We start from the raw sequence: 24,356 nt of genomic DNA on the forward strand, positions 1-24,356 counted from the left end.
GCCTGGTCCAGTTGTAAACTGGATGTTTCACCTGATTCCTGTGACTGGGAGTGAGCCCGGTATCGAATTGTTTTAACAGCTTTTGCTTTTTTAAAACAATTTTTCATGAATAGTAGTTATGAGCCGTAAATTTTTCTGCTGCACCCCTGGCAGGTACTCGCTCATCTATTCGTTGCGGTTTTCCACGGCAAAGAACCAGAAAAAGGAGTCGTGCAGTGAAACGCTATTGCTGGTCGTTGAATAATAAGTGCAACTGGATACTTTTTTCATTCGTGTGGTGGTGTGCGCGTAGCGTTGCTGCCGATACTACAGTGCACTCCGCTTATAACATGACACGCGGCGCGACCGAGCTTAGTCACAAAGTCTATAACCTGCACATGATCATTTTTTATATTTGTTGTGTGATTGGTGCGATTGTTTTCGGTTTAATGTTTTGGTCTATTGTTCATCATCGCAAAGTGAAAGGTACAGCACCTGCGCAATTTCATGGCAGTTTAAAAATAGAAATTATCTGGACGGCGATTCCTGTACTTATTTTAATTGCCATGGCAATCCCCGCTACCAAAACCCTGGTAGCGATGGAAGATGCCTCCAAAGCTGATATGACGGTTTTGGTTACCGGTTCGCAATGGAAATGGCATTACAAATATATGGAATATCCCATCGAATTTTATTCCTTGCTATCCACACCCCGCGATCAAATTGAAAATAATGCCGTAAAGGATGCGCTTTATTTACGCGAGGTTGATAAGCCGCTGGTTCTTCCTGCCGGGAAAAAAATTCGTTTCCTGGTGACTGCTGATGATGTAATTCATTCATGGTGGGTACCTGATTTCGCCATCAAAAAAGATGCAAATCCCGGTTTTATTAATGAGACCTGGGCAAAAATCGATAACCCCGGGATTTATCGCGGACAATGCGCGGAATTATGCGGTAAAGACCACGGTTTTATGCCGATCGTTGTCGACGTAAAAACACCGGAAGCGTTTGAGCAATGGGTTGCTGAAAAAATTGCCGAGCAGGAAAAAGCTAAAGCGGCAGAAGCAGCGCGCGGGCTTATGACTCGGGAAGAATTAATGGAATTGGGACAAAAAACTTACGAAAGCCGTTGTGCAGTTTGCCATCAACCAGGCGGTGAAGGATTGCCGGGCGCATTCCCTGCATTGAAAGGCAGTGCAATAGTCACTAAAAATAAGCCTGCGCACTTGCACATCGTTTTATTTGGAAAGCCTGCGACCGCGATGCAGGCGTTTGGCAAACAATTAACAGCTGCAGAACTCGCGGCAGTGATTACCTACGAACGCAATGCCTGGGGAAATAATACGGGTGATTTGGTACAAATTGCGGACATCAATGCAGTGCTGAGTGCGGGAGAATAATGATGAACCAGGAAAATATCCAACCGATTGATTCCACTGCGCCGCACCACCACGATCAAGTAGACGACCATAAACCGCGTGGAATTTCGCGCTGGCTTTATACGACCAATCACAAAGATATTGGCACCTTGTATTTATTATTTTCACTGCTGATGTTATTTACCGGTGGCAGTATGGCCATGGTTATTCGTGCGGAATTATTTCAGCCAGGCTTGCAATTTGTCGATCCGCATTTTTTTAACCAGATGACAACAGTTCATGGGTTGGTGATGGTATTCGGTGCGATTATGCCCGCATTTGTAGGGCTCGCAAATTGGATGGTGCCCTTGATGATTGGCGCACCGGATATGGCATTGCCGCGCATGAACAATTGGAGTTTCTGGTTATTACCTTGCGCATTTACCATTTTGTTATCAACGTTATTTATGGAGGGTGGTGCACCGGCAGCAGGTTGGACTTTCTACGTACCTTTATCAACCACTTATTCCAATGACAGCACTGCTTTTTTTGTTTTTGCGGTGCATTTAATGGGTATTTCTTCAATCATGGGGGCGATGAACATTATTGTCACCATTTTTAATTTGCGTGCGCCGGGTATGACCTGGATGAAATTGCCGCTTTTTGTATGGACCTGGATTATTACTGCGTTTTTGCTAATTGCGGTGATGCCAGTGCTTGCCGGCGTAGTGACAATGGTACTTACCGATAAATATTTTGGAACCAGCTTTTTTAATGCGGCCGGCGGCGGTGATCCGGTAATGTTCCAGCACATTTTCTGGTTCTTCGGGCATCCGGAAGTTTACATTATGATTTTGCCGGCCTTTGGCATTATTTCCAGTATTGTTCCCGCTTTTGCACGTAAGCCTTTATTTGGTTATGAGTCCATGGTGATCGCTACAGCGAGCATTGCATTTTTATCATTTATTGTATGGGCGCATCATATGTTCACTACCGGCATGCCGGTCGCGGCTGAATTATTTTTTATGTATACCACTATGTTGATTGCAGTTCCCACCGGCGTAAAAGTATTTAATTGGGTTGCTACTATGTGGCGCGGTGCTATGACCTTTGAAACACCCATGATGTTTGCCATCGCATTTATTGTGTTGTTTACGATCGGTGGCTTCTCCGGATTGATGTTAGCGATTACCCCGGCTGATTTTCAATATCAGGACACTTATTTTGTCGTAGCACATTTTCATTACGTATTGGTAACTGGTGCGCTCTTTGGAATTATTGCCGGCGTATATTTCTGGATTCCAAAATGGACTGGCGTTATGTATAGCGAACGTTTGGGGCAATGTCACTTCTGGTGTTCACTGGTGTCAGTAAATATGTTGTTCTTTCCCATGCATTTTGTCGGGCTTGCAGGAATGCCACGGCGTATTCCTGATTATGCATTGCAATTTGCCGACATGAATGCGTTTATCAGTATTGGCGGATTTTTATTTGGTTTGTCGCAACTATTATTTGTGGCGATGGTGTTTCGCTGTATCCGGCGTAAAGGTGAAAAAGCCAGCGCCCAGGTATGGGAAGGCGCTGAAGGTTTGGAATGGCAAATTCCTTCGCCTGCGCCTTATCACACCTTTCAAATACCGCCGGATATTAAATCCGGGCATTAATGATTCAGCCATTACCGGCGGAGGCATAGATGGGCAATCAGAATATTTCGCACCAACCCTTGCTGCGTAAATTGCTGGTGGTATCTATTGCCATGTTTTTTTTCGGTTTTGCATTAATTCCGCTGTATGATGTTTTTTGTCGTTTAACGGGATTAAATGGAAAAACCGCTAACACAGTTGCTGCACCATCCACTCGTATTGACACCAGTCGCCGTATTAAAGTGGAGTTTATTGCCAATCGCGATGACTCTATTCCCTGGAATTTTGCGCCGGAAATTAATTCCCTGGAATTAAATCCTGGCGCAGTTAAAGTGGTTAATTTTCACGTTAAAAATTTATCAGCCCAAGCCATGATCGGCCGCGCTGTGCCATCGGTATCGCCCGGTGCAGCCGCACGCTATTTTAAAAAAATTGAATGTTTTTGCTTTACCGAGCAACCGCTGGATGCCCATGGTGAAAAAGCCATGCCCGTGCAATTTTATATAGATCCACAGTTGCCCGCTGAGTATTCCACTATCACTTTATCGTATCGCTTATACAAAAGTCAGGGCCAAACGGTGACGCGTTAGCCTGGTTTCGTAGGGTACAGTCTGTAATGCACAGGCTGAACATAGAGTCCGTGCGAATGGAGGTATAGACCATGAGTGCCGGTTATCAACATTATTATGTTCCCCACCAAAGTCATTGGCCCATTGTTGGCGCTGCCGCATTATTTTTAATGGGGTATGGTGCAGCCCATTGGGTTAATGATGATTTAATCGGACCGATATTATTAGCCGTGGGTTTTGGTTTATTGCTATTAATGTTATTTGGCTGGTTTAGCAATGTTATTGATGAGTCCATGAGTGGGCTTTATAGCGAGCAAATGGATCATTCATTTCGCCAAGGCATGAGCTGGTTTATTTTTTCCGAGATTATGTTTTTTGGCGCATTCTTTGGTGCACTTTTTTATGCGCGCATGATTTCAGTACCCTGGCTGGATGGTGCTGGTGACAATGCCATGACGGCGCAAGTGCTCTGGCCTGATTTTGAAGCAATCTGGCCGCTAATAAAAACACCCTCAGGCCTGGAAACCCATGCGATGCCCTGGGAAGGTATTCCGCTTATCAATACGATTATTCTTTTGGTTTCATCTATCACCTTGCAATTTGCGCATATGGGGATTGAACAACAAAAGCCGGCACAGCTAGGGTTCTTTCTGATGCTGACCATTATTTTGGGAATATGTTTTTTAGCCTTGCAAGGATACGAATATGTTCACGCATACGAGGAATTAGGTTTGCGCCTGGATTCGGGCGTATACGGTAATACGTTTTTTTTATTGACAGGTTTTCATGGGTTACATGTCACCCTGGGGGCCATTTTTCTAACGGTCATTTTTTTACGCATTGCTGTAAAAGGGCATTTTACGGCGGAAAAACATTTTGGTTTCCAAGCGGCTGCCTGGTATTGGCATTTTGTGGATGTGGTTTGGCTTAATTTATTTGTATTCGTGTATGTGCTCTAACAGTATTGCAAGCATTAGTAGGGACGAGGGTGCGGAGTGATTATTCCGGTTGCGAGCAAGACGAGAATTACCGCAACAACCAATGCCGAAAATAACAATCGGCGCCCCAGGAACTTCGACATCTTTGGTGCTGTGCCGTCGTTTTTCATCATGACGTAAAGTGCCTGGAACAAGCTGATAATCACCAGTAATAGTAATGCGATAAGGATAAATTTAATTAACATAATAACTCCGCAGGAGTGAGTTTATGACCATTATAGCGTTTAATCGCCATTGGATTGTCCGCTGGCATTGGCTGTTAATAAATTTTATCGCGGTCGCCATTTTGTTATCACTTTCTTTTTGGCAATGGCAACGCGCTGCACAAAAACAGCAGAGCTTACACATGTTGTCCCAATGGCAAATGCAAAAGGCATTGTCGTTGCGTGAATTAATTACGGATCAATCTACTGCACTACTGTCGAGCGAAAGTCTAATGGCGCGCGATGGTGCAACTGTCAATTTTCCTGCACGCTGGCTTGCGCCCTATGTATGGTTGCTGGATAACCAAATCCTGATGGGGCGCCCCGGATACGATGTAATAATTCCTGTACAGGAAAACAATCCTGGAAATATTGCACTGAATTCCGGTGCAATAAGCTCGATAGTGCTCGTCAATTTGGGATGGGTTGCAGCCCCGGCACAACGCACTGACCTACCTGCAATACAAATTCCTGCTGAATTAATTGTGCAAGGAATCTATCGAGCGCAAGCAGGTAGTTTTTTATTGGGAAAAAATCTGGAAGACCTTGGACAATGGCCTATGCGCATGCAACAGCCCGATAATAAATTACTCATTACCTATTTGCCTGACTCATTAATTGCCGGAATGATTTACCAGCAACGTGAATCCCCCTTTGCAATTCACTATCATCCGGTTGTGTTGCCACCTGAACGGCATAAAGCATATGCATTGCAATGGTTTTTATTAGCAATGGCTGCATTGTTGGTAGGCTTGGCCTGTGCAAAAGGCAATGATGAACCGCATTTTGCGGAGAAGCCGTTATGAGTGGCCGGCGATTTTTCCTACTATTTTTCCTGTGTGCAGTGGTACCTTTTGCTGCCGCCAAACTCAGTTTGTCGTACGGTTGGTTTGATTCCGGTGCGACTAATAAAGGGCAGTGGCTGGAACAAGAAATACAGTTGATTCCTGCATTAGCTTCTGGCGATATGCATTGGACTGTCGCTTATGTGACAGGGGAGCAATGCGAAAAAAATTGCCTTGAAACAATAGGTTTGTTGCAACAACTTTACACCGGATTAGGGCGCAAGCAGCTTGGGGCACAAGCATTGTTCATTACTACGAATGCATCCAACCCCGGTATTATTCCGCAACATTTTTCTGTCATTAATACGGTACTTCTTGCCCATGGCAATACTGATAACAATATTCCGGGTAAAAATACTATTTCAGCTGAACAGTTGCGCTTGCTCGAACATCATTTTGTCATTATCAATCAGCATGGGTTGGTGCTGTTGCGTTATCCCCTTTCTGTACAAGCACCTGCGCAAGTTGCAGCGGACATGCGCAGTGATTTATTGCGTTTGATTAATTATGACCGGAGCCGGTTATGAAACCAGAAGCAAACTTTGTTGCAGGTGTTGGCAATATCGCATTCCGGCGTTTGGTAAGCCTGGCAATTTTTCTTGCGTTGATTGTAATAGGTTTGGGAGCTTACACGCGTTTAACCGACGCGGGCCTTGGTTGCCCGGATTGGCCCGGTTGCTACGGAAAATTAACTGCCCCGTTACATGATGGGCATATAGCTGAAATCCAGCAGCAATTTCCGCACGCATTTATTGAGCCCCATAAAGCACATAATGAAATGTTGCATCGCTATGTTGCAGGGTTGTTGGGATTGGTGGTGTTAACCATATTTATCTCCAGCCTGTTAATCAAACGCTGGCGGGTACATTGCAGTTTGATTGCAGTGCTGGTGGTGTTGCAAGCGCTGTTGGGAATGTGGACGGTGACAATGAATTTAATTCCGCTGGTGGTGATGGCACATTTACTAGGTGGGTTTTTGTTATTAAGTTTATTGGTGCTGCTGCGAGTAAAAATTTATTGTCGACACAACGCAGTGATTCCCGAATCGAAATTGCGCGCGTTTTTACCTTTCGCTTATATCGCAGGGTTAATTGTACTTGCGCAAATTGCGTTAGGTGGATGGACCTCGGCAAATTATGCCGCGTTAACCTGTACACAATTTCCGGTGTGCGAACCAGGGTGGCAAACGCGGTTTTCGCTGGAATCTATTTTTCACTTGCCACTTGGGCACGATACCTATGAGTATGGTGTTTTACCTTATGAAGCGCGAATGAGTATTCATATTGCGCATCGCGTTGGTGCAGCAATAACGTTTTTTAGCGTATCAGCATTGTTATTATGTTGCTGGCATGCAGCTCGTAGCAGCGGTTTGCGGCGTTTGATTTTAACTGTGGGTGCAGTATTGGTATTACAGGCAATTTTGGGAATATTGAATGTCTATTTGCATTTGCCGTTGTTCACTGCGGTTGCACACAATCTGGTAGCCGCTAACCTGTTAATGTTGATAGTTGTATTGATTCAGCAATTGCACTGGCGTACCCGCAGTTCTGTTGCGACCCTGCAAAAAAATATTATTGAAAAAAATATCCCTGTTGTCGCTGTCAATATTAACCGCAACATTCATCAATAATGGCTTGAATCTACGCACCAGGGGTGTGTTATGGCTACAGAAAAATTGCTATTGCCAGGCGGCGTGCGCAAAGAAATTTTTACGCTTTTCCGCAATTATTATCAACTCACCAAACCTAAGGTTGTCGCATTGCTGGTGTTAACCGCGTGGGTGGGCATGATGTTGGCGACACCCGAGCCACCGGCGATTTCCCAATTATCTCTAGCATGCCTTGGTATTGCATTGGTGTCAGCCGCCGCTGCCGCATTTAACCAGATACTCGATCAAAAAATTGATGCGCAAATGGCGCGTACCTATATGCGTCCATTGCCGAAAGGTAAATTATCTACGGCACAAGCCGTTTATTTTGCAGTTGCATTGGCGATAAGCGGATTTGTGTTATTGGGCGTGTTAATTAATTGGTTAACAGCATGGCTAACCTTGCTTGGTTTATTTGGTTATGCAGTGATTTACACGCTGCTATTAAAACGGGCAACACCACAAAATATTGTTATTGGTGGCATTGCCGGAGCATTGCCGCCTGTACTGGGATGGAGCGCGGTGACCGGGCAGGTGAGTGGTGAGGCACTTTTATTAATGATGATTGTCTTTACCTGGACGCCACCCCATTTTTGGGCGCTGGCGATTCATCGGGTGAATGATTATGCCCGCGCCGGTATTCCGATGTTGCCAGTGACACACGGCATTCAATTTACCAAAACGCTGATTTTACTTTATACCTTATTGTTAGCATTGGTGTGCCTCTTGCCCTATCTGGTTGGGATAAGTGGGTTAATTTATCTGCTGGGTGCCGTTTTCCTGAATGCAAAATTTATCGTTCATGCATGGCAATTAAAGTTTCGTGCAGATGCTGAATCAGCGATGAAAATGTTTCGCTTTTCTATCGTTCATTTAATGGTGCTATTTCTGGTGTTATTGGTGGATCATTATGTTTATTGGGATATTCAAAGGTTGGCTCAATAAATTTCCTGTGAGGAATGTTGTCGGGATTTTTTTTTGCTTCAGTTTGTGTGGCTATAGTTTTTTTACGTTAGCTGATAAGGAATCAACCGGTTTGAAAATCAATGATGCATGGGTAAGGCTGGCACCCCCGGGTGCCAAGGCTAACGCGGCATATGCGACGCTGTACAATCCTTCGCGTGAAATAATAACGATAAAATCTCTAAGTGCAATTTGTTGTGAACGTGTGATGTTGCATCGCACCCGTTATGAAAATGATCGTGCAATTATGGAACATTTGGATTTGCTCAGTGTACTCCCCCAAAGTAGTGTTGAATTAATTCCGGGCGGATTACATGTTATGTTGCTCAATCCTTCAGCACCGTTGCGTGCAGGGGATAGTGTTGAAATACAACTTCACTTTAGTGATGGGCGGCAACAACGTATCCAACTACCGGTAAAATCTGATGACAATTAATGCTTCGCGCTGTGGGTTTATTGTTATTGCCGCATTGTGTCTAGTGCTTGGGGCTGTCAGCGCGAAGCAATTATTTGCTGCATTGGCAAATAAACCTTTGGTTTTATCCAGCGTGCAATTATTACCTGAACCCAAAGTTGTGCCGCAGGTGCTATTGCGCACTGTGGCCGGAGATGCTTTTGTCCGTGAAAAATTCCGGCAACACTGGAGCCTGGTTTTTTTTGGTTTTACATCCTGTCCGGATTTCTGCCCGATGGAATTGCAGAAATTGAGTAAGCTGTTAACAATTGCCCATGACTCGGAGCGTGATCTACAAGTGATTTTTGTGAGTGTTGATCCGGAGCGGGACTCTGCAGTACGTTTGGCTGATTATGTAACATTCTTTCATCCACATATTATTGGTTTGCGTGGCGACAATCCTGCCGTCGCTAATTTCGCGCGTTTTTTTGGCGCAAACTATGAGCGCTCTGCCATTATTAACAGTCGCTTATTGAATGTTCCTGCTGGCGCGGCCATGCCTTCGGTGGTGGGAGAGCAATATCAGGTAAATCATTCCACCCGGATTTTTATAGTGGACCCACAGGGGCAATATGTGGGATCGGCAACTAATATTGAATCGGCAGAATTACTGTGGTCTGATTTGGAGAAGTTGTTTTAGCGTTGGCAGTTATCGACATAACGGTTTTTGAACTGCATTTGTTCTAATGCGCTACATGAAGTCAGCGGCGCCACGCTTTATACTGATACACGAAGATGTTGATGGTGCTTTTTAGAATAACGTTTGATGTTTTTCTGTGAAGCTTCAATATTCGTTGCAGCCTTTGCAGATAAACGCAGTTTCCATAAACGGTGTAGCTGGAGGCAGGATATGATTTCCCATGTTGCTGGTCTGTTTACCCACCCTCATAGAGAGTGGGAAGAAATTCGCGATACCCAGGAAAGTGTTTCCCATCTTTATTTTGCGCACGTACTTTTTCTTGCCCTGATTCCTCCGGTCTCCATGTTTATCGGTACCACCAAAGTGGGGTGGACGATTGGTAAAGGTGCCCCGGTAATGCTCACCGAATCCAGCGCCGCAATCATGAGTATACTCATGTATTTGGCCATGCTCGCCGGTGTGGCAGTGATCGGGGTGTTTATTAACTGGATGTCGCGCACCTATGATTCATCACCCGGGCTCGCGCGCTGTATTGTATTTGCGGCCTATACAGCAACTCCTTTATTTGTTGCCGGCCTCTGCGCGCTCTATCCCAATGTGATCCTTACAATGTTGGTCGGAATTGTTGCGGTTTTTTATACGGTGTATTTGCTGTATATGGGAATTCCGATTTTTATGAAAATTCCCGAGGATGAAGGTTTTATTTATTCCAGCTCAATTCTGACCATTGGTTTGGTGATGCTGGTATCGATTATGGCGATCACCGTCCTGATTTGGAGTTTTGGATTTGGGCCTGCCTACACGACATAAGTGATTGGCAATCCAAATTATTCTCTCCCCGATTTCACGGAATTTGGTCTGCATAACAAAATAATAATAGACATCTGTTTTGAAATCGGCTGAAATCGCCCCCTCAGAACTAAAGCCGCTGATGTCTATGAGCGGCTTTTTGCTGTTTATCGTTCAGTAGCTTTCCCCTATGTAATTTTTATGTACTGCCAGCTTTTTTACCGATAAGGCTGGCCACGTTTTATTGGCTACCAAGGTGATGTATGGAGTTATCCTTTATTAAGGAACAGTGGCGCAACCGATTGCCCGAGCTGTTAATTCTGCTTCTGATGTTTGTTCTTGTGTGTATTAATTTGTCGCTCTTCCTGCAAGTTGACGTGTGGCGCCAGGACTCAATGTATTATGTGTCGGCTTACAACGATAAACTTGCCGAAGAAGGGCGTTGGATAAATTATTTATTTTTCAATTTTTTGCGCATACTTCCAAGCGATCTTGCAATTCTGATTAGTTATGCGTCCATCGTGGGTTTTACATACAGCGTTGCGGTCAGGGTCACTAACAGCCATTATTTTTCCCTGGCCTTCGGTATTTTATGTGTGCTGGTTCCGGTGTTACCGGTGCAGCTGCAGTGGCCTGAAACATTGTTATTCGGATTTATTTTTTTAGCGCTTTCTCCCCGTTTACAACAGGTTTTACCGCCGTATTATTTCTTCCCCTTAATGGGAATATTGTTTTTTGGTACGTTCAGTGCGTTTTATTTTTTAATGCCATTGCTATTTTTACGTGACCTGGATTTTCCACGATTCTGGCGTTTGATGGCTTACTGGATGGGATCATTTATCGTGGCATATCTGGTAACACAATTGCTTGTATTCGCATTTACCGGAAATACCATGCAAATAGCCGGTTGGCGACAACCGCATTATGTCGTGGATTTTGCCAGTTTGCTGGACAACGTTGCGCGAGTCGCATCATCGTTTGTAGCGCATTGGGGAAAGGCGCAAGTTTTTTTAAAACCTGCGGTGGTTGGCGTATTGGGATTGATTGCTATCGCGGTTGCTATTGTCAAGAAGCAATATTTCACGTTGATTGTTGGTGTTGTGTCGGCGCTGGGTATTTATGTATCAGTAATTCCAATTGGAATTTATATTCAGGAGCGAACTACTCTCAGCGTTTTTATTGCGCTATTTGCAGCTTTGTTTGTTTACGGTTATCAATCAAGAAAAGCCTTGCTGGCAGTGATGATTGTGATGGCTTTACTGTCAATTCGTTTGGCGTCAACCAGCCATGAAGAAATTGGTTGGTACAAAACGTTGAATACTGTATTGCAGCAGCAGTTCTCCGAGGCTATTGAACATCACCCGGAAGAAGTTAATCGAGTATTCATTGCGGTAGAAGTGCCAGAAGTCTTGACGGTGTTTCGTGCTATTGATGCACGGATTAAACATAAAACCCTGCTTTCTGAAGACTTTTCGCCACCCCTGTATTGGGTGCCGACGTTAAAGCAAATGGGTTATACACAGTTCAGGATTTGCCAGGACTTACAGGGTTGGGATTGTGATCAGGTTGTGGAGTATTACAAACGGCGTAATGAACTGAAGCGGGATCACGGATTATTTATCAGCCAGCGTTTACCAGGCGGCGATTTATTGATAATGCTGAACCCGCAAAATCCATAACACAATTTCCGGTAGCCAGTATGTAAAAAAGCCCTTGTGATAATTCCAGGGGCTTTTTTATTTTTTCGTGGAATTTTTATTGCAATTCTGCAAATACTTCTTTCGCTGCCGCCAACGTGTTGCGAATATCTTCATCAGTATGGGCTGCGGACATAAATCCCGCCTCATAAGAGGCCGGCGCTAAATAAACGCCTCGTTCCAGCATACCGTGGAAAAATTTATTGAAGCGGGGAATATCACAGGCCATGACTTGTTTGAAATTGGTGACTTTTTTCTCGCTGGTAAAAAAGAAACCGAACATGCTACCGACATGGTTAGTAGTAAATGGAATACCGGCTTCGTCAGCGAGTTTTTGCAAACCTTCAACCAATTGTGTTGTACGAGTGCCAAGGTTTTTATAAAAGTCCTGGTGTTCTAAAAGCTCCAGGGTTTTTAAGCCTGCGGCCATAGCGACGGGATTCCCGGATAATGTGCCCGCCTGATAAACAGGGCCAGATGGTGCAATCATTTGCATAATATCGCGACGGCCACCAAAAGCGCCAACCGGCATACCGCCACCGATGACTTTGCCGAGGGTGGTTATATCGGCTTTGATATTGTAATAACCCTGTGCACCGGTGTGGCTGACGCGGAAACCGGTCATCACTTCATCCAGAATTAATACGCTGCGATATTGATCGCACACGTCACGCAAACATTCCAAAAATCCCGGCACCGGTGGAACGCAATTCATGTTGCCTACAACGGGCTCTACGATAATGCATGCAATTTGGTCCCCAAGTTTTGCAAAGCATTCGCGCACTTGTTCTGCATCATTGTAATCGAGAGTGATTGTGTGGTCGGCCAATACGGCTGGAACACCAGGTGAGTTGGGAACGCCAAGTGTTAATGCACCTGAGCCTGCTTTAATGAGTAGGGAATCCGAGTGACCATGATAGCAACCTTCGAATTTAATAATTTTATCGCGCTTGGTAAATGCGCGCGCTAAACGAATTGCACTCATTGTTGCTTCAGTACCGGAGCTGACAAAACGCACCATATCCATACCTGGCATCAATGCACAAAGTTTTTCTGCCAATGTGGTTTCACGCTCGGTAGGAGCACCAAAACTTAAACCATGTTTTGCTGCTTCGATTACGGCATTAATAACTTCCGGATGCGCATGGCCCAATACCATCGGGCCCCAGCTTTGTACGTAGTCAATATAGCGTTTATGGTCCGCGTCCCAAACATATGCCCCCAGGGCTTTTTCAAAAAATACTGGTGTTCCGCCGACGGCTTTAAATGCGCGTACCGGCGAGTTAACGCCACCCGGGATATGTTTTTGGGCTTGTAAAAAAAGTTCTTCTGAACGACTCATAGTTAATCCTGGTTATTTTAAATTCAATACAAATTTGGCTAGTGATAAAACGTGACGGGAATCATTTCTCAGTTCTGATTGTTCACGCCAGCTAATACTCGATAAACTTTGCGGCAATTTGCGTGATGTCCGCAGCGGAAAAAAGCTCATGACATATGGCGAACTTATCAGCGCCGGCATCTAGTACCATGTGCACATTATCCAGTGTAATTCCACCAATCACTACAATGGGGGTATTGGGAAACTTTTCCTTCGCTTCGCCAATCAATGCGAGTTTTGCAGATTTTGCATGGGGTTTAGTGTGTGAAGGAAAAAAGCGCCCGAATGCAATATAACTTGCTCCATCAATTATCGCTTGTTGTGCAAGCTCCAGTGAGTCGTGGCACGTTACGCCAACAATTGCATTGTCTCCCAATAGTGTGCGAGCAATTATCGGGCTGCTGTCGCCTTGTCCGAGATGTACACCATGCGCTTTTGCAGCAATCGCAAGTTGCACATCATCATTCACGATCAATACAGCATTATATTGATTGCATAAGGCTACTAGCTGTAACGCATCATATAAGCGCCGTTCCTGATCGGTGGATTTATCGCGATATTGGACCCAGGTGCAACCTGCTTGTAACACAGACTCTACTGCAGTAAATAATTTATTTCCGGGCAGGAGCTGCGAGTCGGTTATTGCATAGAGTTTACTCACAGGATCTCCGCTCTTTTTTCTTCTGCAATGGATTTCACCGCATTTTTCCTCATATCCATTATTGGTTTCTCGAAGTTTTTATAAATAAAAGCAGAAAAAATCAAGGTAACAATCAGCGCAATAATGCTTGTCATTTCTGCTGATATTGCCGGGCTATAGGCTTTTTTAAATGATTCCACGATCGTTAACGTCGGCATATGAAATAAATAGATGGCATAGGCCATATGACCTAGTTTTTCACCTAGTAGTAATAACTTGCTATGAGTTTTACTTTGATTTTGGTCGAGAATGACAATAAGGAAAAACCATAGCGCCATGGCGGGGATAATGCCGTAAAGCAAAAAGTAGGTTGCTATGCGTTGCTCATTTAGTAACACGATGCTATAGGTGGTCGTATAAAAAACGAGAAACAATATACTTGCTATTGCAATAAATAAAATACTTCTATTTGAAACGCTAATTTTTTCCAGTATGTTGCTTTTTTTTGCCAGGAAAGCGCATAAGCCGCCCAGTATAAACGCTTCCAGGTTGTAGAAAAAATCACATCGGGCAGTCATTATCCAGTCTTTTCGCCACATTTGTATGCCATCGGTTACTCTCGGAAAATTTGAAAAAAGAATAAACGTAAAGGGTACGAAAATTAAAATAACAGCAGCAATCAGAGGGATTACCCCATATTTTTTAATTAGCTTTGCCAGCAATATATATATGAATGGGGCAAATAAAAAATAAAGCATTTCTACTGGCATTGTCCAATAAACGTGATTGAAAATAATGCCATTTTCGGATTTGTAATTTGCTATGAACGGTAACAGCAACAACACTTCGTTTGGCGATGCTGTTACCCTTTCCCAATATATAGCGCAGCATATTATTATCGATAAATAGTAAAGAGGAACTATCCGGAATATCCTGCTGATGTAATATTTTTTTACGCCGGAAAAAATAGTGGCATCGTGGCGCTTTTCTATAAATCCAAGAGTGATTAGATAGCCGCTTAAGAGGAAGAAGATTAGAACCGGCACATATCCAAACGGATCAAGCAGCCAGTCCAGCCCTTTAATTGTGGTCAGCTCCGACAAATAAAACGGGTAATGACATACAACTACGGCTAGTGCACATAGCCCTCTCAATACTAAGAGATAATCATATTTTCTTTGCTGCTGGTACATATTCAAGGGGGACTCTATTTACAGGTAGCTTATGATTTAAAATGGCTTCACTACTACAAGAATCACTATGCCAAACAGCAGCATTACCGGCAATTCGTTAAACACGCGAAAAAATTTATGTGTTTTGGTGCAGCGATCATCGCGTAATTGTTTGAAGTAAACAATGCAAGCGTGGTGATAAGCTGCCATTAGTGACACCAGTGTAATTTTGCACCAATACCATACTTGCGTAGAGTAATAATCCCATAGCAACCAACTCATCCAGATGCCAAAAATAAATGTCGCTATCATCGCCGGATTGGCGATGCCACGTAATAATTTACGCTCCATTATTTTAAATCGCTCGCGGCTGGTTTCGTCTTCGCTCATTGAGTGATAGACAAATAAACGCGGCAAATAAAATAACGCTGCCATCCAGGAGATGACAGAAATGATATGGAAAGCTTTGATCCAGAGCATGGTGTAACCTGATGATTAACTGCAGCAACGGCCGCTAGATTCGATAGTAACTGGTGATTTTTTCCCGGCTGATTACGCCCAACGGCTGATGATCATCGGTGAGTGATTCTACCCAAAGTGCATCAACTTGCTGGCGATTCATCAACTCCAATGCTTCATACAAATTCGCATCGGCAGTAATACGGGCCAAATCATACCGCCGTGCGGGAATTTCGTGCAGATTGATTTCAGTGATTTGTGAATCGTCCACTATCGGTAATTGCTGCAAGTGAGCCGCCAGATCCGCAGGTTGCAATAGCTGCTGGTTTGCGCGCAATAAAATCCAGTGTGGTTGTTGCGCCAATAAATGTTCAGCCGCCTTGCGGTGAATGATGGCAGATGTTTCTATCAACCGGCGATCCATTAACCCGCGCACACCAGTGCGGCTCAAAAGCTGCTCCATTACATCAGCGGTGCGAAATTTACCCTGCACATGCAATACGTGCAGGAATAAACCTTCACACTTAAACGCCCAGCGCGTGCAAAGGCAAGCGGCAATCACCACCAGCATGCCGGGGAAAATAATATTGGGGTTATAGGTGAGTTCCAGTATGGCCATCATGGCGGCAAGCGGTGCATTCAGGGTTGCACCCATCATCGCCCCCATGCCCAGAATCACGTAGAAACCAATGGCGCTGGCGGATTCGGGCATGATCATATGGGCAAGGTTTCCCACCGCTCCGCCAATACAGGCCCCGATAAATAGTAGTGGGCCAACTACACCGCCAGGCATGCCTACACCTAAACTGATGGACGTTGCAAAGAGTTTGGTGATTGCGATGGTAAATAGCAGCCAAACACCTATCTCACCGGACATAGCACTGCCGATAGTGTCATAGCCTACCCCCATAATGTGGGGAACCCAAAGCGCACAGGTTCCGGTCAATAAACCCGCGAGCAATAGACGCAGGGCGATTGGTCGATTCAGCGCCCAACGATTTGCATTGCAATGCAAACGAATATAGGCGGCTGAAAATACGGCGATGATTAACCCTGTTATTGCTATCAATGGCAGTTCGCGTAAATCTCCCATGACTGATTGGGCATTGATAAAAGCGATTTCGGGACCGAAGGCGAGACGGGTGATAGTTACCCCGGCGATAGCTGCGAGTGCGATAGGGATAAATCCCGCGATGGTGTATTCCATCAACACCACTTCCATCGCGAAGATAACGCCGGCCATTGGTGTATTGAAACACGCTGCAATAGCGGCGGCGACCCCGCAACCGGCGAGGGGACGGAGTGAATTAGCAGGCAATTTTAACCATTGCCCAAGCAGACTGCCGGTTCCCGCGCCCAGGTGAACGGCTGGCCCTTCACGGCCAACCGATTGCCCGGTGAGCAAACAGGCTGCGCCCCCAAAAAACTGCGTTGCGAAATTGCCGGCGGGCATCCGGCCCTGATGGTTGTGCATGCGATCCAGGACATGGCCAATACTGGCGGCATGGTGCTGTTTATCCACGCATTGCAATATCAATCCCAACAGCGTTGCGCCGATGAAGGGAAGAAAGAAATGAATATAACGACTGGCTGCTTCGAAGTTTTCAAAGCTGCCTGGCAGGAGGGTTCCAAGCGGAATTTCGACGATCCAGCGAAACAGCACAATAATCGCACCGGCGATAATACCGGTGAGCAATCCCAGCAGCGTTAGGTGTGGCAATGAATCACCAGTGGCGAGCTTGTCGCGCAGTGATTCAGTACCGTGCTTCAAGGCGCGCCTGGAGGCTGGGGTTGCAGGGGAATCGGACACAATGTTTCCTATCGGCTTTAGACCAGTGGTCAAAAATGACGGTAGCTTTTACTTTCGATTTGCTGGCAAGGCTCTTATGATAGCCGTCTTCTTATTGCCATGGGGAGGAGCAGCTAGCATAACAACTGCCGGTGCTTGAATCCTGGCTTTCTGTAGTTTGAATATCGTTGGTTTTTGATGAGGGGGTTGAGGTGATTAAAGCAGCCATCGTTGGCGGAACCGGTTATACAGGCGTGGAGTTGCTGCGTTTGTTGTCCAAACATCCACAGGTTGAAGTAACAATAATTACCTCACGCGCTGAAGCTGGTGTAAAAGTCGCAGATATGTATCCGAGTTTGCGCGGCCATATCGATTTGGCGTTTACTGAACCGGATGTGGCGTTACTGGGCGAATGCGATGTTATTTTCTTCGCTACGCCCCATGGTGTTGCCCAGAACATGATGGGCGCTTTGATGAATACCAAGGCGCGTATCATCGATTTGTCTGCCGACTTCCGCATCCGTGATGTCCCGCTTTGGGAGAAGTGGTACAACCAAACCCACGGTGCCCCCGATTTGGTTGCCCAGGCTGTCTACGGTTTGCCGGAAGTGAACCGCGATAAAATCCGCACTGCGAAGTTAGTGGCTTGCCCCGGTTGTTATCCGACGGCAACCCAGTTGGGTTTCTTGCCACTCATTGAAAATAATCTGGTTGATCCAACCCGCCTTATTTCCAACGCTGCGAGCGGTGCGAGCGGTGCCGGGCGTCAAGCGAAAGTAGATAACTTGTTGATGGAAATCAGTGACAGCTTCAAGGCTTACGGTGTAGCCGGTCATCGCCATTTACCGGAAATTGAACAGGGCTTGCGCGATGCCCAACCCGCTGGCGTTGCCCCTGTATCATTGACCTTTGTCCCGCATTTGCTGCCCATTATTCGCGGTATCCATGCCACGCTTTACGCTACCGCCTTGGATGCGAGCAAACTCCCGGATTTGCAAAAGCTTTATGAACAACGCTACGCCAATGAGCCGTTTGTTGATGTATTGCCTGCCGGTGAATTGCCGCAAACGAGAAGTGTGAAAGGCTCCAATGTGTGCCGCATCGCAGTGTTGCGCCCGCAACAACGCGATACTATTGTCGTGCTTTCGGTCATCGATAACCTCACCAAAGGCGCTTCCGGTCAAGCCATCCAAAACATGAACATTATGTTCGGGTTTGATGAAAAGGCTGGCTTGGATGTTGTGGCGTTAATGCCGTAAGGCTTATCAATCATGGGCGGGATAAGTATTTATCCCGCTAATAATAACAACGAATTTTTACACGAATCTTTTGTATGGCCAAAGTTAAAGGCTCTCCGGTTTATCGTTTGCAAGTGGTTCCCCATCGCCCCTTAAAAAGCGCGTTGATTATTGGGGGGATCGCGTTGTTGGTTGTGGCGGCCCTGATTGGTACGTATGAATACGCTGAAAACAAGGCCAGCAGCGAGCGCCTGACCCTACAACAAGCTCAGGATTTGCGCGCCCAATTGGCGAAAGCGACTGAAGAAATTGCAGAGTTGCGCCGCGAACAAACGAAGTATCAGGTAAGTGCAGAAGTTGATCGCCAGGCCGGCGAAGATGTCCGCAAGAAAGTGCTTGACCTGCGCGAAGAGAATGCGGCACTGCAACGCGATATCGATGTGTTGCGCATCATGACTTCGGATAAAAATAAAAATCCCAAAGGCATCAGCTTTGGGGTTTTTTCTGTGTCTTCACTGCCTGACAGCAAGCATCAATTGAAATTGGTTGTGCAAAAGCTGGCTGAAGGCGATGACGAGTTTACGGGACAGCTGCGTTTTATGGTGGTTGGCCAACGCGATGGGCAAGAAGCAAAAATATCCCTTCATGAACTCGCGGTTGCCAAAGCAGATACAGAGCCTATGACAGAGAGTATCCCGCTCAATTTTAAATTTTTCCAAAATCTTGAAACTGAAATCGTGCTTCCTGCAGGTTTTACTCCCGTCCGTGTTGAATTGGCTGTTAAGTCTGACTCAGTGCGCAACTCGGCGGTAGTAGAAGCGCAGTTGGAGTGGCCAGAAATTAAATAGTGCTTTGGTAAGGAGCAATCGATGGCGTTTTCCAATAACCATACCTTGATTTCCCGTGCGACCCGCGTTAATGGTGATCTGCACTTCACTGGTGAGTTACAAATAGAAGGTAAGGTGACCGGTAATATCTATGCCGATGACGAAAAAGACGCAAAACTCGTGATTGCGGATAACGGTGTCGTAGAAGGGGAAATTCGAGCGCCAGTCATTATCGTTAATGGGAAAGTGTTGGGAAACATCCACTCCAGCAAGCACCTTGAACTGGCCGCCAAGGGGAATGTCACAGGCACTGTCCATTATCAATCCATTGAAATGGTGAAAGGTGCTCAACTCAATGGTTCTATGGTGAGCAACCAGCAGCAAGCCTCAACTAATGTTCATGATATTGCGGCGGCCAAGGCTCAATAGTTGACTGTTTTACTCAGGTAAAGGGATAATATTTCTCACTCGTTGTATTGAGCAGGCTGTTATCCGGAGTTTTTATGTCTACCGCTGAAATCTACATCCCCGAAGTTGTTTCCGTCACCGAGAGTGCAATTGCCAAGGTGCGGAGCTTAATTGAGGAGGAAGATAATCCCGATCTCAAGTTACGGGTATACGTTACCGGTGGCGGCTGTTCGGGCTTTCAGTATGGTTTTACATTTGATGAAGCTGTTGCGGATGATGATTCAATCGTAGAGCGGGATGGCGTCAAAGTTGTTGTTGATGCAATGAGCTATCCTTATCTGGTGGGTGCCCGTGTTGACTATGAAGAAGGTCTGCAAGGTTCAAAATTTGTTATCCAAAACCCGAATGCATCCAGTACCTGTGGTTGCGGCTCTTCTTTCAGCATGTAATTGCCTGCTCAGCGGGCAAAATACACTCCCCCCAGAATTACCTCCCGTTTTGCTCCGGTGACTGCACAGAGATTACCGGGGCGATGGTTTATTGTCTGATGGGCTAACCAGGCGAAAGCCATAGCTTCAATCCACTGTGGATCAATACCGAGTTTCGCTGTCGTATCTAGTGTGCATCCGGGTAATAAGTCCTTCAATCGTTGCATTAATCGCTTATTAAATGCACCTCCACCACATACCAGTACTTCTTTTGGTGCATCGCTCAATTGTGTAATGCTGTTGCTGATACTCATCGCTGTTAGCTCGAGTAAAGATGCTTGGATGTCGCATGCATCCAGTTCGTGCGCCAATTTTTTCAGGCGATTACCCAGCCATGCGCGATTAAAACTTTCCCGCCCGGTACTTTTTGGTGGAGGTAAGGTGAAAAACGTTTCTTGCAGTAGTAGGTCAACTAACTCTGTTGATACTTTTCCCGATGCAGCCCATTTCCCGTCTGCGTCGTAGCTTTTGCCTTGGGACTCCTGCATCCATAAATCCATAAGCACATTTCCTGGGCCGGTATCGAAACCACACACAGTCCCGCTCGCAGGCAACCAGGTAATATTGGCCATACCGCCGATGTTGGCTATTACTCTATCTTTGCCGGGATTGTGAAAAATGGCGTTGTGGAAGGCTGGAACTAGCGGCGCACCTTGGCCGCTGGCTGCCATATCACGTCGCCGAAAATCGGCAATAGTAGTTATGCCAGTCAATTCGGCAATGATATTGGGATCACCAATTTGCAGCGTAAAACAACCCTCTGGCGAACCCGGGGGGCGATGGCGAATGGTTTGCCCATGGCTGCCAATAGCAATTATTTCGTTGTGGTCAATACCAATCTTTTTGATCAGGTCAAGGCTGCATGTTGCAAATAACCTGGCAAGTTCTACGTCCAATACACCCATTCGGTCAATTTCATTATCACCGGGTAAGGCGATAGCGTGAATTTTTTTGCGCAGCTCTTCAGTAAACGGAGTGTTATGGGAGGCAATGAGTGTTGGAAAGGTTTGCATGTCAACCAGCGCTGCATCTATGCCATCAGCGCTGGTGCCAGACATCAAACCTATGTAGAGCTGGCGTTTCGACATGGTTAATTGGCTGATTAGTTGGTTTTATTACCGCTCTTGGCTACAGCCACTTTAGTAGAGGATTTGTATTCATCCAGTTTGGCAATAAGGGGGCGGGTTGTGCCATTGAATCTGGCTAACTCGGTTTTCTCAATACCAATTGATTTTGGTAGCGGAACAGTAACGGGATTACGAACCTGGCCGTTGACATGAAATTCATAATGCAAATGTGGGCCAGAGGCCAAACCGGTAGAGCCAACATAACCAATCACGTCACCTTGGCTAATCCTCGCGCCGGCTTTCATTCCTTTCGCAAAAGCATTCATGTGGCCGTATAACGTTTCAATGCCTTGCCCATGCTGAATGATTATGCAATTACCGAAAGCACCTTTGCGCCCCGCAAAGGCAATTTTGCCATTACCGGTAGCGCGGATTGGTGTGCCGCGAACAGCAGCGTAATCGGTTCCTTTGTGCGCGCGAATAATATGTAGTACCGGATGTTTGCGCGCCAAATTAAAATGTGAGCTGATGCGTGCAAATTCGATGGGTGTCCGCAAGAATGCTTTATGCATACCGCGACCATCAGGGGTGTAATAATTACTTACGCCGTCTTTATCTGTATAGCGTACTGCCTGGAAGGTTTTACCGCCGTTGGTAAATTCTGCTGCGATGATTTTGCCGGTGCCAATCTTTTTGCCGTCGAGAAATTGCTCCTCAAACATCACTTTAAAACTATCACCCTTTTGGATGTCCAGCGCAAAATCGATATCCCATCCAAAAATGTTAGCCAGTTCCATGGTTAGATAACTCGGCAATCCTGCACGTTTTCCGGCCATATAAAGAGAGCTGTCGATTGTGCCTTGGCTGAATGCATGCTTCACATCAGGTTTAAGGGCGGTTTCTTTGCTATCGAATCCTTTTGCGGTGCGGTTGAAGCTCAGGCTATTCAGGTCATCAATGATGTAATTCAGGCCTTGAAGTTGCCCGTTTTCAACAAGGAAGGCCATTTTTTGGCCCGGGCGGATATTGCGTAAATCTTTTGCGTCTTTGGCTTCACTAAATAATTCATAAATAGCGCGATCATTTAAGCCTGCACGTTTAAAAATAATAGAGAGGTTGTCGCCATTCTGAACTGTGAACTCTTTCCAGGGGGATGCTTCTGGTTCTATAACTACTGTTCGTTGAGGTTCGGGCGTCGCAGCAACTTCCTGAATAATCATTTCTACAGGAGGAATAACTATAGGATTTGCCTGGGTTTCGGTGCCTTGAAGATGTAACCCGGGAATATGGCTGCTCTCAATCAAAACACTCCTTGAATCTGAATTATCTTCCACAACAATAAGCGCTACTACACCTATAGATAAGGCGGCAGCTGCCATCAAATGCCTACCTGGCAGGTGCTGTGACAGGGTTGCTTTGGTAATTTCGTAATATTTCTTTATTGGCGGCATAAAAATGTCGTCTGTTTTTCATATAGAGATGTGATCCAAGAATGAGCATTTATAGCAGAAAAAAATGCCCTTAACACCCCAAAATTTCATCTTCCTGCAACAAGCCTTTGATTTAACCTTGAATTTGAAGTGAGATCAGGTATCTTGGCCGCCTTTTTGGCTCAAATCGAAACATAATTTCTATCACTTGGTTGGTGCGTTATGACAGCAATTGACACAAATTTTCTGCAAGAGTTACAAGATCGTGGCCTTATTGCCCAAATGACAGGTGGTGAGGCAATTGTCGAGCATCTTAATTCGGGCAGTCGCACGCTTTATTGTGGCTTTGATCCAACTGCAGATAGTCTTCATATTGGAAGCTTGGTTCCGCTTTTGATGTTAAAGCGTTTTCAATTGGCAGGTCACAAGCCTGTTGCATTGGTTGGTGGGGCGACCGGGTTGATTGGCGACCCCAGCTTCAAGGCGCAGGAACGTAAGCTTAACACTCCGGATATTGTTGCTTCATGGGTGGGCAAGCTCAAGAATCAAGTTAGCCAATTTATTGATTTTAATGCGGGAAGCAATTCTGCTGATGTCGTCAATAATTTGGATTGGGTCGGTAAAATTGATGTTCTGACCTTTTTGCGCGATGTGGGCAAGCATTTCTCTGTTAACAATATGATTAATAAGGAATCGGTAAAGCAGCGTATCGAGCGGGAAGGCGAGGGCATCTCTTTTACCGAGTTTACCTATATGCTGCTGCAATCTTACGACTTTGCTGAATTGTATGCGCGTAACCAATGCACACTGCAAATAGGTGGTAGTGATCAGTGGGGGAATATTACTGGCGGGATAGATTTGACTCGCCGCCTCCATGGTGCTCAGGTATTTGGTTTGACTATGCCTCTGGTAACAAAGTCTGATGGGACCAAGTTTGGTAAAACGGAAACTGGTACTGTCTGGCTGGATTCTGCGCGAACATCTCCTTACGCCTTCTATCAATTTTGGTTAAATACAGCAGATGCAGATGTCTATAAATTCTTGCGCTACTTCACCTTCTTGTCTGTTGGCGAGATTGCAAAAATCGAAGCTGATGATGCGGCTCGCGAGTCTAGGCCCGAGGCGCAAAGACTGTTGGCCGAGGAGGTGACCAGAATTGTGCATGGAGATGCTGGCTTGCTCGCGGCGCAACGCATTACCCAAGCATTGTTTAATGATGAGTTATTGGGGTTGAGTGAAGCGGATTTTCTACAGCTTCAACAAGATGGTTTGCCTTCGTCAAATATTGAGCGGGCTAGTCTTGATGCGGTTCCTTTAACCCAGCTTTTGGCTGACGCGGAGTTGGCTGCATCAGGAAAACAAATTAAAGATGCTCTTGCTCGTAGTGCGGTATTTGTAAATGGTATAGCCAAGTCACTTGAAGATAATATGAAAGTGGCGGATGTGTTTGCGCCGGCCCATGCGTTTTTTGGTCGCTTTTATGTGGTGAAAGTTGGCAAAAAGAAGTATCACCTGTTTGAAATTGTTTGATTTTTGTTCGTATTGTTCCCCAATTATTCTGTGCTTCTGAAATTCTTAAAATTGCGCCAAATAAAGCTTGCCTGGGTGAGGGGTGGTGCGTATAGTGCGCGACCTCGCCAGGGCGAGTATCAAACAGATTGTTTCACAAAG

25 protein-coding genes are annotated in these 24,356 nt (G+C 45.6%); 17 read left to right on the forward strand and 8 right to left on the reverse strand.

The features are described from left to right. The first annotated feature begins 215 nt into the window (after window positions 1-215). The 4 genes from coxB (at window position 216) to A596_RS03800 (ending at window position 4,508) form a co-directional block, all read left to right on the forward strand. Window positions 216-1,379, forward strand: a complete 1,164-nt coding sequence (gene coxB / locus A596_RS03785) for a cytochrome c oxidase subunit II (protein WP_235425611.1) — start codon at window positions 216-218, stop codon at window positions 1,377-1,379. A gap of 2 nt (window positions 1,380-1,381) precedes the next feature. Next, window positions 1,382-3,001 carry a cytochrome c oxidase subunit I gene (ctaD, locus tag A596_RS03790; RefSeq protein ID WP_039912758.1) on the forward strand — a complete coding sequence of 540 codons (1,620 nt, stop codon included), beginning with the start codon at window positions 1,382-1,384 and terminating at the stop codon, window positions 2,999-3,001. A gap of 29 nt (window positions 3,002-3,030) precedes the next feature. Then, window positions 3,031-3,570, forward strand: coding sequence for a cytochrome c oxidase assembly protein (locus tag A596_RS03795; RefSeq protein ID WP_039912759.1), 540 nt, complete (start codon window positions 3,031-3,033; stop codon window positions 3,568-3,570). A gap of 71 nt (window positions 3,571-3,641) precedes the next feature. Beyond that, on the forward strand, window positions 3,642-4,508 hold the full coding sequence (locus A596_RS03800) for a cytochrome c oxidase subunit 3 (RefSeq protein WP_039912761.1): 867 nt from the start codon (window positions 3,642-3,644) through the stop codon (window positions 4,506-4,508). A 14-nt stretch (window positions 4,509-4,522) separates the two neighbouring features. Here the strand turns inward: A596_RS03800 and A596_RS03805 are convergent, their stop codons facing one another. Further along, window positions 4,523-4,732 carry a DUF2909 domain-containing protein gene (locus A596_RS03805; RefSeq protein ID WP_039912762.1) on the reverse strand — a complete coding sequence of 70 codons (210 nt, stop codon included), beginning with the start codon at window positions 4,730-4,732 and terminating at the stop codon, window positions 4,523-4,525. Between the two features lie 23 nt (window positions 4,733-4,755). Between A596_RS03805 and A596_RS03810 the strand changes: the two genes are divergently transcribed. The 8 genes from A596_RS03810 (at window position 4,756) to A596_RS03845 (ending at window position 11,768) form a co-directional block, all read left to right on the forward strand. Further along, window positions 4,756-5,556 (forward strand): SURF1 family protein, encoded by an 801-nt coding sequence (locus A596_RS03810; RefSeq protein WP_039912763.1) that lies wholly within the window; start codon window positions 4,756-4,758, stop codon window positions 5,554-5,556. After that, window positions 5,553-6,122 (forward strand): hypothetical protein, encoded by a 570-nt coding sequence (locus A596_RS03815; RefSeq protein ID WP_039912764.1) that lies wholly within the window; start codon window positions 5,553-5,555, stop codon window positions 6,120-6,122. The genes A596_RS03810 and A596_RS03815 overlap by 4 nt, the downstream gene beginning before the upstream one ends. Next, window positions 6,119-7,225 carry a COX15/CtaA family protein gene (locus A596_RS03820; RefSeq protein WP_084128021.1) on the forward strand — a complete coding sequence of 369 codons (1,107 nt, stop codon included), beginning with the start codon at window positions 6,119-6,121 and terminating at the stop codon, window positions 7,223-7,225. The genes A596_RS03815 and A596_RS03820 overlap by 4 nt, the downstream gene beginning before the upstream one ends. Window positions 7,226-7,255: 30 nt before the next feature. Then, window positions 7,256-8,188, forward strand: coding sequence for a heme o synthase (gene cyoE, locus A596_RS03825; protein ID WP_052417207.1), 933 nt, complete (start codon window positions 7,256-7,258; stop codon window positions 8,186-8,188). Between the two features lie 91 nt (window positions 8,189-8,279). Further along, on the forward strand, window positions 8,280-8,642 hold the full coding sequence (locus A596_RS03830; RefSeq protein WP_160280071.1) for a copper chaperone PCu(A)C: 363 nt from the start codon (window positions 8,280-8,282) through the stop codon (window positions 8,640-8,642). After that, on the forward strand, window positions 8,632-9,300 hold the full coding sequence (locus A596_RS03835; RefSeq protein ID WP_052417208.1) for an SCO family protein: 669 nt from the start codon (window positions 8,632-8,634) through the stop codon (window positions 9,298-9,300). Before A596_RS03830 ends, A596_RS03835 begins: the two co-directional genes overlap by 11 nt. Before the next feature lie 210 nt (window positions 9,301-9,510). Further along, the gene (locus A596_RS03840) at window positions 9,511-10,110 is read left to right on the forward strand and encodes a Yip1 family protein (RefSeq protein WP_039912766.1); all 600 of its coding nucleotides are present in this window, start codon (window positions 9,511-9,513) and stop codon (window positions 10,108-10,110) included. Between the two features lie 242 nt (window positions 10,111-10,352). Next, window positions 10,353-11,768 (forward strand): hypothetical protein, encoded by a 1,416-nt coding sequence (locus A596_RS03845; protein WP_039912767.1) that lies wholly within the window; start codon window positions 10,353-10,355, stop codon window positions 11,766-11,768. A 76-nt stretch (window positions 11,769-11,844) separates the two neighbouring features. On the opposite strand, the gene hemL is transcribed toward A596_RS03845, so the two are convergent. From hemL to A596_RS03870, 5 genes are all read right to left on the reverse strand, one after another. After that, window positions 11,845-13,128 (reverse strand): glutamate-1-semialdehyde 2,1-aminomutase, encoded by a 1,284-nt coding sequence (hemL, locus tag A596_RS03850; protein WP_039912769.1) that lies wholly within the window; start codon window positions 13,126-13,128, stop codon window positions 11,845-11,847. 91 nt (window positions 13,129-13,219) lie between these two features. Then, complete coding sequence (thiE, locus tag A596_RS03855; protein WP_039912770.1) at window positions 13,220-13,828, reverse strand: thiamine phosphate synthase; 609 nt, start codon at window positions 13,826-13,828, stop codon at window positions 13,220-13,222. Beyond that, complete coding sequence (locus A596_RS03860) at window positions 13,825-15,000, reverse strand: acyltransferase family protein (protein ID WP_039912771.1); 1,176 nt, start codon at window positions 14,998-15,000, stop codon at window positions 13,825-13,827. Before A596_RS03860 ends, thiE begins: the two co-directional genes overlap by 4 nt. A 36-nt stretch (window positions 15,001-15,036) precedes the next feature. Further along, a complete protein-coding gene (gene hemJ / locus A596_RS03865; protein ID WP_039912772.1) occupies window positions 15,037-15,459 on the reverse strand; it encodes a protoporphyrinogen oxidase HemJ in 423 nt (140 codons plus the stop codon). A 34-nt stretch (window positions 15,460-15,493) separates the two neighbouring features. Beyond that, complete coding sequence (locus A596_RS03870; protein ID WP_039912774.1) at window positions 15,494-17,248, reverse strand: chloride channel protein; 1,755 nt, start codon at window positions 17,246-17,248, stop codon at window positions 15,494-15,496. Window positions 17,249-17,439: 191 nt separating this feature from the next. Between A596_RS03870 and argC the strand changes: the two genes are divergently transcribed. From argC to erpA, 4 genes are all read left to right on the forward strand, one after another. Beyond that, entirely contained in the window at window positions 17,440-18,486 is a 1,047-nt protein-coding gene (gene argC, locus A596_RS03875; protein WP_039912775.1) for an N-acetyl-gamma-glutamyl-phosphate reductase, read from the forward strand. A gap of 74 nt (window positions 18,487-18,560) precedes the next feature. After that, the gene (locus A596_RS03880; RefSeq protein ID WP_039912776.1) at window positions 18,561-19,313 is read left to right on the forward strand and encodes a DUF6776 family protein; all 753 of its coding nucleotides are present in this window, start codon (window positions 18,561-18,563) and stop codon (window positions 19,311-19,313) included. A 21-nt stretch (window positions 19,314-19,334) separates the two neighbouring features. Beyond that, complete coding sequence (locus tag A596_RS03885) at window positions 19,335-19,721, forward strand: bactofilin family protein (protein ID WP_039912778.1); 387 nt, start codon at window positions 19,335-19,337, stop codon at window positions 19,719-19,721. A gap of 74 nt (window positions 19,722-19,795) precedes the next feature. Next, complete coding sequence (gene erpA / locus A596_RS03890; RefSeq protein WP_039912779.1) at window positions 19,796-20,149, forward strand: iron-sulfur cluster insertion protein ErpA; 354 nt, start codon at window positions 19,796-19,798, stop codon at window positions 20,147-20,149. 8 nt (window positions 20,150-20,157) lie between these two features. Here erpA and A596_RS03895 read toward each other — a convergent pair whose 3' ends face one another. Together A596_RS03895 and A596_RS03900 are read right to left on the reverse strand one after the other, a co-directional pair. Then, window positions 20,158-21,276, reverse strand: a complete 1,119-nt coding sequence (locus A596_RS03895; protein WP_039912780.1) for an anhydro-N-acetylmuramic acid kinase — start codon at window positions 21,274-21,276, stop codon at window positions 20,158-20,160. Window positions 21,277-21,290: 14 nt separating this feature from the next. Then, on the reverse strand, window positions 21,291-22,634 hold the full coding sequence (locus A596_RS03900; protein WP_235425612.1) for a peptidoglycan DD-metalloendopeptidase family protein: 1,344 nt from the start codon (window positions 22,632-22,634) through the stop codon (window positions 21,291-21,293). Between the two features lie 273 nt (window positions 22,635-22,907). On the opposite strand from A596_RS03900, the gene tyrS reads away from it, so the two are divergent. Beyond that, complete coding sequence (gene tyrS, locus A596_RS03905) at window positions 22,908-24,215, forward strand: tyrosine--tRNA ligase (RefSeq protein ID WP_039912781.1); 1,308 nt, start codon at window positions 22,908-22,910, stop codon at window positions 24,213-24,215. The last annotated feature ends 141 nt before the right edge of the window (window positions 24,216-24,356 follow it).

The sequence above is a fragment of the Cellvibrio mixtus subsp. mixtus J3-8 genome (assembly GCF_000766945.1).
GTDB lineage: Bacteria > Pseudomonadota > Gammaproteobacteria > Pseudomonadales > Cellvibrionaceae > Cellvibrio > Cellvibrio mixtus_A.